Here is a 14,689-nt window from a genome sequence, read left to right on the forward strand (position 1 = left end):
GTGCCCGCCTTGGCGACGATATGGCTTTCCGGCCCGTCGGTGCGAATCGGTTGGCTGCCCTTGGTGCGCAGCCAGCCGATGAAGGGATTGCCGATGGCGAGCGCCAGAATGAAGGCTGTCATCATCGCCGCCCCGGTGCGGAACGTCAGGTAATTGATCAGGTTAAGGGCCTGAAACTGTTCTACAAACGGAGACAGCAAGAGATAAAGCATAGTCAAAAAGGCCCTTTAGGCGGAGGCGGTGGCGGACGCGGCTTTGTCGCGGAGCGATGACACAAGTTTATGAACGCCAGATGCGTTTGATCCCTTAACAAGGACCACATCGCCATCCCGCGCCAGTTCGGTCAGGCTTTCAACCACAGTGTCGGCGCTCTCGCACCAGTGCGCGCGCAGCGCCGGCGGCAAGGCGTCCATCAGCGCGCGTGCGCCCTCGCCCACCCCGATCACCTGATCCACCCCCGCTTCGACCAGCGGTTCGGCCAGGTTGGCGTGCAGCGCATGGCTGTCCGGCCCCAGCTCCAGCATTTCGCCGATCACCGCCAGCTTGCGGCCCTCGCCGTGCGGCTTGCGCAGCTTGAGCGCGCTGAAAGCGGCGCGCATGGAGGCGGGATTGGCGTTATAGCTTTCATCCACAACTTCGATGACGCGGCCTTTCGAGAGTTGCGCAAAGAAGGCGACGCCGCGTCCGGCGGTCGGTTTGAGCTCGGACAGCGCGTCCAGCGCCAGATCCGGATCGACGCCAGCGCCCAAGGCCGCCGCCACCACGCCCGCCGCGTTGACCGCCTGGTGCGCGCCGGGCAGGCGCAGGCGGAAATCCATCGGCTTGCCCATCACATCCATGCGGCCCACGCCTCCATCCGGTCCCTCGTCATAGGACAGGATGCGCACCGCGGCGCCGGGAGTAAGACCGAAATCAAGCATGAATCCGGCGCCCGAGCCCTGAACCGCCTGCATCAGGCGCGGCGCGAATTCGTCATCGGCCGGGATGACAGCGACACCGTCCGCCTCAAGCCCCTCAAAGATCTCGGCCTTGGCGTCAGCAATGGCTTCCATAGAGCCCAGATTCTCCAAATGGGCGGGCGCAATCTTGGTGATCATCGCCACATGCGGACGCACCATCTGGGTCAAGGTCGAAATCTCGCCCTTATGGTTCATGCCCATCTCAAACACGGCGTGCCGGGTCGCTTCGGGCATGCGCGACAAGGTCAGCGGCACGCCCCAATGATTGTTATAGCTCTTCTCGCTCCAATGGGCGGGACCGGCCTTGCGGAACACCGCGGCCAGCGCCTCCTTGACGCTGGTCTTGCCGACCGAGCCCGTCACGCCCACGCGCACCGCCTCAGAGCGACGCCGTGCGCCCTCGCCCAACTTGATCAGACCATCCAGCACGTCGCTGACCACCAGCCGCGGGCCTGAGCAGACCTCAGGACGCGACACCAGCACCGCCGCCGCGCCCTTGTCGAGCGCCGCCTGGGCGAAGTCATGGCCGTCGCGCCGGTCCGTCAGAGCGACGAACAGATCGCCGGGCTGCAGCGTACGCGTGTCGATGGAGACGCCCGTGGCGTTCCAGCCGCCATCGGTCAGGCGCCCGCCAGACGCCTCCGCAGCTTGCTTGGCGGTCCAGAGCGGCGTGGTCATGCCGTCCCTCCCCGCTCCTGCAGAAGGGAGGAGACGATCTGTGCTTCATCAAAGGGAATGACGCGATCCGCCAGTATCTGGCCGGTTTCATGCCCCTTGCCGGCGATCAGCAAGACATCGCCCTTTTTCAGCTGCTCGATCCCGGCGCGGATCGCCGCTTCGCGATCGGGGATTTCCTGCGCGTCCGGGCAAGCGGCCATGATCGCCTTGCGAATGCCGGCGGGATCTTCGGTGCGCGGATTGTCGTCCGTGACGATGGCGATATCCGCCAGCCGCGCCGCAATCTCGCCCATGGGCGCGCGCTTGGTGGCGTCCCGGTCTCCGCCCGCGCCGAACACCAGAACAATCCGGCCTTGCGTGTGCGGACGCGCAGCGCGCAGCAATTTATCCAGCCCGTCCGGCGTGTGTGCGTAATCGAGCAGCACCGGCGCGCCATCCATGGTGGTCCCCACCGTCTGCAAACGTCCGGCCACGCCCTGCAAGGCGCCCATGGCCTCAAACGCCTGATCGGGCTGCACGCCGCTGGCGATGGCCATCGCCGCCGCGCCCAGCGCATTGGCCGCCTGGAATTCGCCGATCAGCGGCAGATCGACCTCGCGCTCCTCGCCTTTCCAGCTGAAGCGCACATGCTGGCTGGCGGGATGCGGCGTGATTTCATGCACGGTCAGATCCCGGCCGCGCCAGCCGATCTCGACCGGGCTCAGCCCAGCGGACTGAGCCGCCTGCGCCACGCGCGCGGACCAGTCTGAATCCATATTGATCACCGCCGGCGCGCCCATGGGCGCCAGCGTCGAGAACAGCCGCATCTTGGATGCGAAATAGTCTTCAAAGTCGGGGTGATAATCCAGATGGTCCTGGGTGAGGTTGGTGAACCCCACCAGCGCCAGGCGCGCGCCGTCCATGCGGCGCTGCTTGAGCCCGTGCGAGGACGCCTCCATCGCCAGATGGGTGACGCCTTCCTCGGTCAGCTTGTCCAGGCTTTGATGAAGCGCAATGGCGTCCGGCGTCGTATAGCCCACATCCGTCCGGCCTGACGCGCGTGTCACCCCCAGCGTGCCGAGCGCCGCCGCTTCATATCCCGCCGACGTCCAGATCTGGCGCAGGAACTCGACTGTCGAGCTCTTGCCATTGGTGCCGGTCACCGCCGCAATGGTGGCAGGCTGGCGCGGATAGAAGTTGGCGGCAATCGCCGACAGCGAGCCCGCCGGATCTTCCGCCTCGATGACCGGGACGGAGGCCTGAGTTCCCTTCGGCGCGAGCACGCAAACTGCGCCCTTCTCGATCGCCATGGGGATGAATTGGGTTCCGTTGACCTTCACGCCGGGCAGCGCGGCGAACAGATCGCCGGGCTTCACCTTGCGGCTGTCGAGCGCCAATCCTGTGACTTCAAGCCCCTGCGCTCCGGCCGGGACGCCCAGGCTTTCGGGCAGCAAGTCAGCAAGCGTACGGATCATCGCGAGTCCTCAAGCATGGCGTCTTCCAGCGCGACAGGTTCCTCGGACGGGGCGACCAGTCGCGGTCGGGGGGCGAACAGTTCGGCGACCACCGAGACTTGAGCCTCAGGGTCGGCGTCATGACGGTCGATGTCCAGAACACCGGCCAGCGCGCGGATGATTTCGCCCGCCGCCGGCATAGCCGTCCAGCCCGCCGTGGAAAACCCGTGAGTTTCAGCGGTGGGCTGGGGCCGGTCCATGGAGACCGTCAGCACATATTGCGGATCATCAAAGGGAAAGACGGCGACAAACGTGTTGAAGGTGTTGCCTTCCACATACTGACCGCCCACGACGCGCTCAGCCGTTCCGGTTTTGCCCGCCACGGCCAGCCCGTCCACATCCGCCGTCCCCGTTTGAGAGCGCGCCACGAACTCACGCATCACGCCCAGCACCTGGGCCGCGACGCTGGAGCTCATCACCGGCACGCCCGCCACGGTCTCCCCAGGCGCGACAGGGCGCAGGGTGGGCGGGGTGTAGACGCCGCCATTGGCCAGCGCCGAATACGCCGCCGCCAGCGCCAGCGGGCTGACTTGAAACCCGTGCCCGTAAGACGCCGTCATGGTCTGGATACGGCCCCAGCGGCGCGGCAGGTTGGGGCCAGCCGCTTCCAGCAGTTCCACCGGAGGCGCTTCAAACAGGCGCAAATCAGAATAAAACCCGGTCAGATCATCCGCGCCGATCGTATCAGCCATACGCGAAGCGGCGATGTTTGAGGAATACAGCACCATTTCCCGCGCGGTCAGCGGGCGGTTCTCGCCTCGATAATCATGGATGGTGTGACCGCCAATGCGCACCGGGGTCGAGGCGTCATAGACATCGTCCATATGCACGCTGCCCGCCTCAAGCCCCGCAGCGAGGGACAGCGGCTTGAACACCGACCCCAGCTCGTAAACCCCCTGCACCGCCTGATTGAACAGCGGGTCGATGTCAGAGCCGGGCGCGGTCGCTTCAGCGAACCGGTTGGGGTCGTAATCGGGCAAGGAGGCCATGGCGATGATCTCGCCGGTGCCCACCCGCATCAGAACCGCCGAGGCGCCCGCCGCCTGATGGGCCGCCATGCGCTCGCGCAAAATGCTTTCGACCCGGTATTGCGCCGTCAGGTCAATGGACAGGCTGACCGGACGTCCGCCCTCGGCCAGCTCGGCTTCAAACGCGCGCTCGGCGCCCGCGACGCCTTCCATCTGACCATCCACATAGCCGACCAGATGCGCGGCGACGCGCTGTTTGGGATAAATGCGGCCCGGTTCGACGCGGAAATTCACGCCTGGCAGCCCCAGAAGGTGGATCGCCTGTCGCACGCGCGGGCTCAGCCCGTCAGCGATCGGCACATAGCGCGAGTTCGAAGACAGCCTGCGGGTCAGCCGCTCCACATCCAGCTCGGGCAGCACGGTGGCCAGCTGCTGGGCGACTTCCGCAGCATCCCAGACATAAAGCGGATCAGCGTAGACGGAATGAAAGTCCAGCGTCGCCGCCAGGATTTCGCCATCGCGATCCAGGATCGAGGCGCGACGCACCGGCGCCAGCTCGGCGGCGGACGCTTCAAAACGCGCGTCAGCATCGCCATTGAACACGGCGATCTCCACCGCCCGGCCCGCCGAGATCACGAACCCGAGGCTCAGCACCAGACCGATCACGCTCAGACGCGAACGGCGACGCCCCGCCAGATTGCTGCGATTTTCAATGCGCATACGGCGCATGGCCTGAACCGGGGCCGTCTCCACCGGCGCAGGCGGGGTGGCGCGTCGGTCATCCTTGACCCGCACCCGCCGCGAAAGCCGCCGGAGGATCGTCATCAGTTCTGTCCGGGATTGGCGTAAGACACCTGCGCTGTGGCCAGGCCCTGCTGCGGGGCGCGCAAGCCTTCAGGCGCTTGCTGGGCGCTCAGGCGCGGCAATTCGGAAAAGGCCAGCTCCTGCTCGGGGCGCACCGGCTCAAAACCCAGATAGGCGCGCGCCAGACGGCGCAGGTTCTCAGGCTCTTCCTGATGGGAGATCTCCGCGTCCAGCGCGCTGATGCGCCCGCGTTCACGCGCCAGCTCGGCCTGAAGCTGGGCGAGTTTTTCAGAATCGCTCGCCGTCCCCGATTTGGCCACATAAAGCGCGGCGAGCAGGATGGCGGCGACCAGAACGCCGACGATTTCAACGATGCGGATCATTGAACACACTCCTCAAGACGGCGATAGGGCGGCACGCCCGCAAAGCCTTCTTCATCACGGGGCCAGGCCGGGTTTTCATTGCGGATCGCAGCGCGCAGCTTGGCTGAACGCGCGCGCGGGTTTTCAAACGCTTCCACGTCGGACGCGGCCTGGGCTTTCTTGCTGATCAGCGAAAAGCTGGGTTCGCGCTCCGGCTGGATTTCCGGCTGATGGCGCGAGCCGCCGCCCATCAGGCCGCCGCGCTCTCGCAAAAAGGTTTTCACGATGCGGTCTTCCAGCGAGTGGAAGGTCACCACCACAAGACGTCCGGCGGGCCTGAGCACGCGTTCAGCCGCCTGCAGTCCGCGCACCAACTCGCCCAGCTCGTCATTGACGTAAATGCGCAAGCCCTGGAACGAGCGCGTGGCGGGGTGAATGCGGCCCGGCTTGCCGCCCACCGCCTTGCCGATGATGTCGGCCAGCGCCAGAGTGCGGGTGATCGGCTCGATCTCGCGTGCGCGAATGATCGCCTGCGCCGCGCGGCGCGCATGACGCTCCTCGCCATAAATCTTGAAAATCGCCGCCAGCTCATTGGCTTCCAGATGGTTCACGGCGTCCGCGGCCGTCGGGCCGGACTGGGACATGCGCATGTCCAGCGGGCCGTCCTTCTGGAAGGAAAATCCGCGTTCGGCCTGGTCGATCTGCATGGAGCTGACCCCCAGATCGAGCACCACGCCGTCCACGCCCGAACTGCCCGCCACCTCGATAATGTCTTCCATCATCGAGAACGGACCAAAACCAAAGGCGAAGCGGCCCTTGTAGGCCGTCGTCATCAGATCCGCCGTTTCACGCGCGCTCGGATCGCGATCAATGCCCAGCACCCGGCAGTCGGCCGCGCCGAGGATGCCGCGGGTATAACCGCCCGCGCCAAAGGTGCCGTCCACATACAGACCGCCATCGCGCGGCTGTAGCGCCGTCAGCACTTCATCGAGCATCACCGGGACGTGGGAGGCGTCGTTCATGACTCATCTCCCCGGCGGCGGGACGGACGGCGCAGCTGAGATTTGTTATCGCGCGCAAAGGCCAGATCGTCTTCGGCCTGATCGGCGTGCGCGGTCGGATCCCAGATCTCGAAGCGCTTGCCCATGCCGATGAACACCGCCTGCTTGGCGAGACCGGCATGGTCGATCAGCTCTTTGGGCAGAGACACACGGCCAGTGGAGTCAAACGACAGCGCCTTGGCGCCGCCAAAGATCACGCGCTCAAACGCGGTGCGGGCCGGATCATAGGGATCCATGTCCTCGATGGCGTCGGAATAATCCTCGAGAAGGCGCTGACCGCCGCCTTCCAGGAAGGGGCCGTTGAACGAGCGCCAGACATAGATGCCGGGAAAGCCCTGGCCGGACACGGTCGCGCGGAAGTCGGCCGGTACAGACACCCGCCCCTTCGCATCAATCCCATTGGTCGTCGTGGAGACGAACATGACCGGCATAGCCCCATACTCACCCGCACCCCATCATGGCGGGTTAACTATGGGATAACATGGGAAGGCATGGGTTACAATGGTCCTAACCTGTTGCGAGACTCGCTTTACCGCATGAGAACTAAGAATTCCGTGAAAAACGGAACCCGAAAACAAGAACAGATTGAGAACAGATTGGCCGAGCCGTTAACCTTTGGCAGCGCTAACGCCCTAAAAAACAAGATCAGAGGGCCTATAAGCCGGGTTCTGTCCCATGCCGTCCCATACAGGACGACCGGGGGCGACCATTCCTCTAGGACGCCGCTTGCACGACGCCTCCAGCGACCTACCCGGACCTCGACGCGGAGGCGCGTCTGTCTCGCCTAGGCGAAACGCGGGTCCCTATTCGGTCTTGCTCCAGGCGGGGCTTGCCGTGCCCCCTTCCTTGCGGTCGGGGCGGTGGGCTCTTACCCCACCGTTTCACCCTTACCGCGCCGAAACGCGGCGGTCTGATTTCTGCGGCGCTATCCCTGAACCGGAAAACCGGCCCGCCGGGATTTCCCCGGCGCCTTGCCTCCATGGAGCCCGGACTTTCCTCTCCTGCAGGGTTTCCCCTCTCGCAGCAGCGGCCGCCCAGCCCTCTGATCCCTCATCCCATCACGAAAAAGGCCGCCGCGGTCAAGCGCGACGGCCAGTCTTTCATAACCTGTAAGGCGGCTTATCAGTTCACAGAGAGGCTGATTTCCGCACCGCCTTCGCTGACGGCGACGGCCGCATCCGCAAACCGGGGCGGGCCGAAATTCATGGGCGGATCGTTGGAAATGGTGATCGGCTCGGCAGGGATGCCGAACGCCATTGTGCGCATCTCGCCGTCGCCTTCCGGGTCGCGCCAGACCTGGATCGCCCAGTCGCCGGCGGGAATATCGTCAAAGACAAAGACGTCTTCGGGACTGGCGGCGCGGCGCTGACCGTGTTCGCAACGACCGCTCAGGAAGGTGTCCTCCGAGCAGATCGAAACATACATGTCGCCTTCTGGATTCGGCGTGTTGACGGTGACGGACACAGAGCCCAGAGCGGCGATGAGGGACAACAACATGGGACAAGCTCCTTTGCTTTGTTGTCCCCAGACTGCCCCGCCCTGGTTCGACGATCAGGTTCCAGGCGTCACCCTTTTGGGATGACAGATGTCACCTGCCGCCGCAGCCCTTCGATCAGAGCGCAGGTCTCTTCATCCGCAACGCCTGTCAAAGCTTGCGAGCGGAAGCGGCGCTGAAACGCCAGCACAACCGCTTTCAGCGCCTGGTCATAAGCGCCCGCTGGCTCGGCGCCGTAGCCGATGTCGCAAAGCGCCTGACGCAAAGCTGTGACGGCCTCTCCCTCGTCACCTGGCGCGCAGGGCGGCAGGACTGACGGAACAGCCTGCGGCCACAGACCGACGCCCGCCTCGGCGAAACGTTTCCAGGGAAATTTCTCGCCCGGATCCTGCTTGCGGTCCGGCGCCAGATCGGAATGCCCGATCACATCGCACGCCTTGATGGGATGGCGGACGAGAATGCCCTGACAGAGCGCCAGCACCGCCTCGATCTGCGCCTCGGGATAGTCGGGCAGACCGAAATCATGACCGCCATTGACGATCTCGACGCCGATCGAGGCGGAGTTGATGTCGCTGCAACCGCGCCAGACGCCCTTGCCCGCATGCCAGGCGCGCTTGTCCTCGCTCACAAGTTGGAAGACGCGGCCATCCTCCTCGACCACATAATGCGCGCTCACAGAAAACTCTGGATCACACAGACGCTCAATCGCGGCCTCGCCGGTCTCCATGCCGGTATAGTGCAAAACCAGCATCGACAGCGGCAGGCGTCGGTCATTGAAATTAGGCGACGGGCGCGTGATCACGGCCATGCGTCTCTCCTGCTAGCGAGGGCGTCCTATCGGCGTTGTAGGGGCCACCGTCTTGGCGCGCCGCGCCGCGACCACGCCGACGCCCGCTAGCGCCAGAACGCCGCCCACGATCAATTGCCAGGTCACCGGATCGCCCAGCAGCACCACGCCCAAGATCACGCCGATCAGCGGCCCCATCAGGGTCAAAGGCGCGATGAGGGAGGCGTCATACCGGCGCAGCAGATAATAGAACGATCCGTGCCCGAAGATGTTCACCAGCAGCACGGTGAAGGCCAGTGATCCCACGAACAGCCAGCCGCCATCGAGCGATGCGGCGATCTGGTCGCGCTCAAACAACAGCGTCATGGCCAGAAGCGGCGGCCAGGAGATCAGTCCGATCCAGGCCTGAAGCGACATGGCGGACATGTCCGCTTTTTTCACCAGAATGGAGCCCGCAGCGGCGGCGAACGCCGCGCCGACCCCGGCCAGAAGCCCCGCGGTGAAGGAAAACTCGGCCGGTTTGAGAACCACCAAAGCCGCGCCGGCGAAGGCGATGGCCATGCCGCTGCCGCGCACCCAGCGCACCCGTTCCTGCAGGAAGATGATGGACAGCACCGTGGTGAACGGCACCGCCAGCTGGACTACGATGGCGATGGCGGACGGCGAAGCGTAACGCAGGCCGACAAATAACAAGGCGAACTGAATCGCGCCCATGGTCAGCGCCGCCCCGATCACCACGCCCATATGACGCGGCACGGGCCGCAGCCACGGACCCAGCACCGCATAGAGCAGGAAAAAGCGCAGGAAAGCGAAGAAAAAGGGCGGACTGCCCTCAAAGCCTTCCACCAGAACGGGCGTGCCCGACAGGGACCATTTCGCAACGACGAAATTCAGTCCCCAGACGAGGCAGACACCAAACAGAAGGGCGAAGTGGCGAAGTGACATAGCCTCGCTCTAAGCGAGCCCGCCCTCGCCCGCAAGCAGTGTATCGCTCACGATGAATTTCGAACTGTTAGCTTTGCGAGGTCTGAAAGCCGGCGTCTGCAGACAGAATTAGACGCCGCCCGGCTGGTCCTCGCCATCCACGGTCCAGCCATGGGGGCCGCGATGCGCGTCCAGAACGGTGCGGTCGGTGGGTTTGCGAGAGCGTTTGACCACTTTGCGATAAGCCCAATACCCCGCAGCGCCGACAGCGGCGAGGCCTGCGACGACGAAGGCCGCCATGGTCAGAAACGCCGCCAGGACAAGGACAAGACCAATCACCGCAACCGCCGCCAGACCTGCCAGAAGCGCACGCAAACCGTTCATCAGTCCGCCTGCGTCATATGCCTGTTGGTGCGTCATTGCGATGTCTCCAAGGTGAGTCTGTCATCCCAGCCCCTACATAGTTTGGGGTTTGAACGCTTCAGGTCAATGCTAGAGGCCCGAGCGTGAAGGATTTGTCATTCAGCTGGAGCGCCCAGCCCTTTCACATCACGCTTGCGGGTGATCGCGGCATAAGCCGCATTGATCGCCGCCATCTTTTCCACAGCAATGCGCTGCATCTCGGCGGGAGCGCCGCGCGCGATCAGCCGGTCGGGGTGGTTTTGCGAGGCGACCTTGCGGTAGGCGGTCTTCACCGCCTGCTCATCGGCGTCCCGGTCTATGCCCAGGATCACGTAAGGGTCGTCTTCAGGCGCGCCCAAATGCGCCACGCGAATCCGGTCATATTCCCGCGCTGTAAACCCGAACAGATCCGCCACCCGCGACAGGAAGTCATCTTCGTCCTGGGTGACGCGTCCATCCGCCTTGGCGATGTGAAACAGGCCGTCCAGAACGTCTTCCAGCACCGCCGGATGGTCCTTGAACCGCCGCGCCAGACGGCGGGCGTAGCCGTCAAAGCCCAGAGTCGTCTGCTTGGCGAGATCAAAAGCGCGGCGCAGGGACACTTCAAATCCGGGCGGCGCCTGAAACACCTGCAGGAAGGCGCGCTCTTCATTGCGCGTCACAACGCCGTCGGCTTTGGCCATCTTGGCGCCCAGCCCGATCAGGGCCATGGCGAATTCCGCGTCATCGACCGCACGGCCGGGCGGGCAATCCTCGCCCCGGCATTCAAACGGATCGCGTTGACCGGTGATCAGGTCGGCCAGCTTGCGCCAAAAGCTCATCGCCCCGCCTCCCATGACGAGACGCCGGTCCGGCTGCGTGGGATCAAAGTGCTACGCTGCATCCGCGAAAGAATACCGAAAAGGAGGCGCTGACGCCATGATTTCCCGCATCAGAATACGGGCGTTGTGTGCGGCCGCGTTCTTGCTCTGTCCGGGCAAGCTGTGCTGTTCATAGCAAAAGGCCGACACACTCGCCGCCAAGGAGCCTCGCGTGACCCGATCTGACGCCGCCCAAGCCGAATGGGAAATCTGGATTGACCGGGGCGGCACGTTCACCGACGTGATCGGACGCTCTCCCGAAGGCGATCTGAAGGCGCTCAAACTCCTCTCAAATTCAGACGCCTATGAAGACGCAGCCACCGAAGGCGTCCGGCGCTTGCTGGGCGTGTCGACCGGCGAAGCGCTGCCGCAGGGCGCTTTGGCGGCGGTGAAAATGGGCACGACCGTGGCCACCAACGCCCTTCTGGAGCTGGACGGCGCGAAAACCCTGTTCCTGGTCACCCGCGGCTTTGGCGACATTCTGATTATCGGCGACCAGACCCGACCCGATATTTTCGCGCTCGACATCAAGCGCCCGGCCCCGCTGCCGGCGCGAACAGTTGAGGTGGAGGGACGGCTCTCAACGCATGGCGAGGAGGTGACCGCGCTTGATCTTGGCGCCGCCAAGTCTGCGCTGGAGCAAGCGCGTGCAGACGGTTTCGCCAGCGTCGCCATCGCCTTCATGAACGCCCATGTGAACGACGCCCACGAACAGGCTGTCGCCGAGCTGGCGCGGGAGGCCGGGTTTGACCATGTCACCCGATCCAGCGAAGCGAGCCCCCTGATCAAGCTGGTTCCGCGCGCTTCGACGGCGGTGATCGACGCTTATCTTGAGCCGGTTTTGCGCGATTATGTGGGCCGGGTGGACACCGGCCTTGAGGGCGCGCCGCTGTACTTCATGCAATCGGGCGGCGGCCTGTCGAGCGCCAGGCATTTCAAGGCGCGCAACGCGGTCCTGTCAGGTCCTGCGGGCGGCGTGGTGGGCATGGCCCTCACCGCCAAGTCCGCGGGTTATGACAAGGTCATCGGCTTTGACATGGGCGGCACCTCCACTGACGTGTCGCGCTATGACGGCGAGAGCTATGCCCGCACCGACATGGCGAGCCTTGACGGCCGACAATTGCGCGCTCCCATGCTCAGCGTGCACACCGTAGCGGCGGGCGGCGGCTCGGTGCTCGATTTTGACGGCGAGCGCGCCCGGGTCGGACCGCGCAGCGCCGGCGCCGATCCGGGCCCGGCCTGTTATGGCCGCGGCGGTCCGGCGGCGGTGACCGATGCCAATGTGGTGCTGGGACGCATCCAGCCGGACTGGTTCCCCAAAGTGTTCGGCCCGAACCATGATCAGCCGCTGGATGTGCAAGCCGCGCGCACGGCCCTGGGCGAGCTGGCGGACAAGATGGGGCTCGACAGTCCTGAAGCCGCAGCCGAGGGCTTTTTGTCGGTCGCCATCGAAGCCATGGCCGACGCCATCAAACAGATCTCGACGGCTCAGGGCGTCGATCCGCGCGGCTATGCGCTGAACGCCTTTGGCGGCGCGGGCGGTCAGCACGCGTGCAAGGTGGCGGAAGCTCTGGGTATGCGCACAGCGCTGATCCACCCCAAAGCCGGCCTTCTGTCTGCATATGGGATCGGCTTGGCGCCCTTGCGCGACACACGGCAGGCGGGGCTTGAAATCCCCTTTGACGAAGCGGGGCTTCAAACCGCCGAAGGCACGCTGGACGCCCTTGAGGCCGAAGCGCTTCAATCGCTGAAAGACCAGAGCGCGCGAGACATTTCAGTCGCAAAAGAAGTGCGCATCCGGGTTCAGGGCTCTGACACCGCCCTGCCCGTGGCGTGGGGCGATGAAGCGAGCATGCGCTCGGCCTTTGACGCTGCGCACAGCCAGCTTTTCGGCTTCACGCCCGATGACGCCGTGCTGATCCTTGATTCCGCCGCCGCTGACGCCGAGGGCGCCCCCGCTGGCGCGCCGCGCGCCGAAGCCGATCTGGCCCCTCAAGGCAACGCGCCCTCCCCTCAAGCCGAGGCCGGGATGCACAGCCAGGGTGAGAGCCAGACCGTGCCCGTGTTTGATCTTGAGGATCTGGGCGCTGAAGCGCGTGTGACGGGACCGGCGCTGATCATGGACGCCAACCAGACCATCGTGCTCGATCCGGGCTGGCGCGCCGACCGGCTGGCGGACGGCATGCTCGTTCTGACCCACGAGGCCGCCGCCCCGCTGCAAGCAGGGGACACGTCACTTGATCCGATCCGGCTGGAGCTGTTCAACCGCCGCTTCATGTCCATCGCCGAGCAGATGGGCGTGGTGCTCGAACGCACGGCGCACTCGGTCAACATCAAGGAACGTCTCGACTTTTCCTGCGCGGTATTTGACGCTGAAGGCGGTCTGGTCGCCAACGCCCCGCATATGCCGGTGCATCTGGGCTCCATGTCAGCGAGCGTGCTCGCGGCGGTCGAGGCGCACCCGAATCTCGGCCCCGGTGACGCGGTTGCGGTCAACGCGCCCTATAATGGCGGCACCCATCTGCCGGATGTGACGGTGATCCAGCCGGTGTGCGACGAGACCAGCGCGCGCATGTTCTATGTGGCGTCGCGCGGACACCACGCTGATATCGGCGGCATCGCGCCGGGCTCCATGCCGCCCTTCTCCAAAACGATTGACGAGGAAGGCGTGATCTTCGACAGCGTCAAGATCTTGCATGAAGGCCGGTTCGACGAACAGGCTGTGCGCGAGGTTCTGGCGTCCGGCGCCTATCCTGCCCGCAATCCCGATCAGAACATCGCCGACCTCAAGGCCCAGCTCGCCGCCTGCTCCAAGGGCGCCGCCGAGCTTCGCAAACTCAACGATCTGGACGGCACAGCTGTCGTTCGCGCCTATATGGGCCATGTGCAGGATAACGCCGAGCGCGCGGTGCGCCGCGTGATCGAGGCCTTGTCGAATGGCGAAGCTGAGATGCGGCTTGAAGACGGCGCGGTGATCAAGGTCAAGATCAGCGTCGATCAGTCAGATCGCACCGCCATCATCGATTTCACCGGCACCTCTGAACAGCGCCCCAGCAATTTCAACGCCCCCAGCGCGGTCACCCGCGCGGCGGTGCTGTATGTGCTGCGCTGCCTGGTGGATGACGCCATTCCGCTCAATGAAGGCTGCCTGAAACCCATCACCCTGATCGTGCCTGAAGGCAGCTTGCTCAATCCCGTCCCGCCCGCCGCTGTAGTGGCCGGCAATGTGGAGACCAGCCAGCTTGTGGTGGACGCGCTGTTCATGGCGACCGGCCGCATGGCCTGCGCCCAGGGCAGCATGAACAACTTCACCTTCGGCGATGAGACCCGGCAGTATTACGAGACGATCTGCGGAGGCGCCGGCGCGGGCTATCGCGCGGACGGGTCAGGCTTTGCCGGCGCCAGCGCCGTGCACACGCACATGACCAATTCGCGCCTGACCGATCCGGAAGTGCTGGAAGCGCGCTATCCGGTGCGCTTGCTGGAGCATTCCGTGCGCAAGGGCTCCGGCGGGGACGGCGCCTTCAAGGGCGGGGACGGATCGGTGCGGCGCATCATGTTTCTGGAGCCCATGCAGGCGGCGCTTCTGTCCGGTCGGCGGACCGAGCACCCTGCCGGCCTGAAGGGCGGGTCGCCCGGCGCGACCGGCGCGCAGGCGCTTTATCGCCAGGATGGGACGCGGCAAGCGCTGGATGCGCTGTTCAGGCTGGATGTGGAAGCCGGCGAGACCGTTGAAATCCTGACGCCGGGCGGCGGCGGAGCGGGAGCGTAATACGCATATTCTCGCGGGTGAATACCCATACAACTGCTGATGGTTAAACTAAATGCGTTCACTATGATGAATTCGGCTTTTGTCGCTCGCCGACTTCCATAAGTTCCTAACAAGTTTGAAGGAA

12 protein-coding genes, 1 other RNA gene and 1 pseudogene are annotated in these 14,689 nt (G+C 64.8%); 1 reads left to right on the top strand and 13 read right to left on the bottom strand.

Annotated elements, in window-relative coordinates; translation table 11 throughout:
• From mraY to B3M53_RS12975, 13 genes and pseudogenes are all read right to left on the bottom strand, one after another.
• Positions 1 to 212 (bottom strand): annotated as a pseudogene (gene mraY, locus B3M53_RS12915) (phospho-N-acetylmuramoyl-pentapeptide-transferase); the annotation flags it as partial.
• A gap of 15 nt (positions 213 to 227) precedes the next feature.
• Positions 228 to 1,637: a UDP-N-acetylmuramoyl-tripeptide--D-alanyl-D-alanine ligase gene (locus tag B3M53_RS12920; RefSeq protein ID WP_273019268.1), complete on the bottom strand. Its 1,410-nt coding sequence runs from the start codon at positions 1,635 to 1,637 to the stop codon at positions 228 to 230.
• Entirely contained in the window at positions 1,634 to 3,091 is a 1,458-nt protein-coding gene (locus tag B3M53_RS12925) for a UDP-N-acetylmuramoyl-L-alanyl-D-glutamate--2,6-diaminopimelate ligase (protein ID WP_273019267.1), read from the bottom strand. The genes B3M53_RS12920 and B3M53_RS12925 overlap by 4 nt, the downstream gene beginning before the upstream one ends.
• Positions 3,088 to 4,923 carry a peptidoglycan D,D-transpeptidase FtsI family protein gene (locus B3M53_RS12930; RefSeq protein ID WP_022700084.1) on the bottom strand — a complete coding sequence of 612 codons (1,836 nt, stop codon included), beginning with the start codon at positions 4,921 to 4,923 and terminating at the stop codon, positions 3,088 to 3,090. The genes B3M53_RS12925 and B3M53_RS12930 overlap by 4 nt, the downstream gene beginning before the upstream one ends.
• Positions 4,923 to 5,285 (bottom strand): cell division protein FtsL, encoded by a 363-nt coding sequence (gene ftsL, locus B3M53_RS12935; protein WP_022700085.1) that lies wholly within the window; start codon positions 5,283 to 5,285, stop codon positions 4,923 to 4,925. Before ftsL ends, B3M53_RS12930 begins: the two co-directional genes overlap by 1 nt.
• Entirely contained in the window at positions 5,282 to 6,286 is a 1,005-nt protein-coding gene (gene rsmH, locus B3M53_RS12940; RefSeq protein ID WP_022700086.1) for a 16S rRNA (cytosine(1402)-N(4))-methyltransferase RsmH, read from the bottom strand. Before rsmH ends, ftsL begins: the two co-directional genes overlap by 4 nt.
• Positions 6,283 to 6,756 (bottom strand): division/cell wall cluster transcriptional repressor MraZ, encoded by a 474-nt coding sequence (locus tag B3M53_RS12945; protein WP_273019266.1) that lies wholly within the window; start codon positions 6,754 to 6,756, stop codon positions 6,283 to 6,285. The genes rsmH and B3M53_RS12945 overlap by 4 nt, the downstream gene beginning before the upstream one ends.
• 210 nt (positions 6,757 to 6,966) lie before the next feature.
• Positions 6,967 to 7,371: RNase P RNA component class A (rnpB, locus tag B3M53_RS12950), an RNA gene on the bottom strand.
• A gap of 76 nt (positions 7,372 to 7,447) precedes the next feature.
• Positions 7,448 to 7,822 carry a DUF2141 domain-containing protein gene (locus B3M53_RS12955; RefSeq protein WP_273019265.1) on the bottom strand — a complete coding sequence of 125 codons (375 nt, stop codon included), beginning with the start codon at positions 7,820 to 7,822 and terminating at the stop codon, positions 7,448 to 7,450.
• A gap of 68 nt (positions 7,823 to 7,890) precedes the next feature.
• The gene (locus B3M53_RS12960) at positions 7,891 to 8,628 is read right to left on the bottom strand and encodes an N-acetylmuramoyl-L-alanine amidase (RefSeq protein WP_273019264.1); all 738 of its coding nucleotides are present in this window, start codon (positions 8,626 to 8,628) and stop codon (positions 7,891 to 7,893) included.
• Between the two features lie 12 nt (positions 8,629 to 8,640).
• Positions 8,641 to 9,552, bottom strand: a complete 912-nt coding sequence (locus tag B3M53_RS12965) for a DMT family transporter (protein ID WP_022700090.1) — start codon at positions 9,550 to 9,552, stop codon at positions 8,641 to 8,643.
• A 108-nt stretch (positions 9,553 to 9,660) separates the two neighbouring features.
• Positions 9,661 to 9,951 (bottom strand): hypothetical protein, encoded by a 291-nt coding sequence (locus B3M53_RS12970; RefSeq protein WP_022700091.1) that lies wholly within the window; start codon positions 9,949 to 9,951, stop codon positions 9,661 to 9,663.
• Positions 9,952 to 10,049: 98 nt separating this feature from the next.
• A complete protein-coding gene (locus B3M53_RS12975) occupies positions 10,050 to 10,754 on the bottom strand; it encodes a molecular chaperone DjiA (RefSeq protein WP_022700092.1) in 705 nt (234 codons plus the stop codon).
• 211 nt (positions 10,755 to 10,965) lie between these two features.
• Between B3M53_RS12975 and B3M53_RS12980 the strand changes: the two genes are divergently transcribed.
• On the top strand, positions 10,966 to 14,565 hold the full coding sequence (locus B3M53_RS12980) for a hydantoinase B/oxoprolinase family protein (RefSeq protein ID WP_273019262.1): 3,600 nt from the start codon (positions 10,966 to 10,968) through the stop codon (positions 14,563 to 14,565).
• Positions 14,566 to 14,689: the final 124 nt, after the last annotated feature.

The sequence above is a fragment of the Oceanicaulis sp. UBA2681 genome (genome assembly GCF_002354675.1).
GTDB classification, from domain to species: domain Bacteria; phylum Pseudomonadota; class Alphaproteobacteria; order Caulobacterales; family Maricaulaceae; genus Oceanicaulis; species Oceanicaulis alexandrii.

Bases quoted from the DNA above. Each gene is read 5' to 3' on its own strand.
- B3M53_RS12920 (WP_273019268.1), bottom strand. From the start codon at position 1,637: ATGACCACGCCGCTCTGGACCGCCAAGCAAGCTGCGGAGGCGTCTGGC.
- B3M53_RS12925 (WP_273019267.1), bottom strand. From the start codon at position 3,091: ATGATCCGTACGCTTGCTGACTTGCTGCCCGAAAGCCTGGGCGTCCCG.
- B3M53_RS12930 (WP_022700084.1), bottom strand. From the start codon at position 4,923: ATGACGATCCTCCGGCGGCTTTCGCGGCGGGTGCGGGTCAAGGATGAC.
- ftsL (WP_022700085.1), bottom strand. From the start codon at position 5,285: ATGATCCGCATCGTTGAAATCGTCGGCGTTCTGGTCGCCGCCATCCTG.
- rsmH (WP_022700086.1), bottom strand. From the start codon at position 6,286: ATGAACGACGCCTCCCACGTCCCGGTGATGCTCGATGAAGTGCTGACG.
- B3M53_RS12945 (WP_273019266.1), bottom strand. From the start codon at position 6,756: ATGCCGGTCATGTTCGTCTCCACGACGACCAATGGGATTGATGCGAAG.
- B3M53_RS12955 (WP_273019265.1), bottom strand. From the start codon at position 7,822: ATGTTGTTGTCCCTCATCGCCGCTCTGGGCTCTGTGTCCGTCACCGTC.
- B3M53_RS12960 (WP_273019264.1), bottom strand. From the start codon at position 8,628: ATGGCCGTGATCACGCGCCCGTCGCCTAATTTCAATGACCGACGCCTG.
- B3M53_RS12965 (WP_022700090.1), bottom strand. From the start codon at position 9,552: ATGTCACTTCGCCACTTCGCCCTTCTGTTTGGTGTCTGCCTCGTCTGG.
- B3M53_RS12970 (WP_022700091.1), bottom strand. From the start codon at position 9,951: ATGACGCACCAACAGGCATATGACGCAGGCGGACTGATGAACGGTTTG.
- B3M53_RS12975 (WP_022700092.1), bottom strand. From the start codon at position 10,754: ATGAGCTTTTGGCGCAAGCTGGCCGACCTGATCACCGGTCAACGCGAT.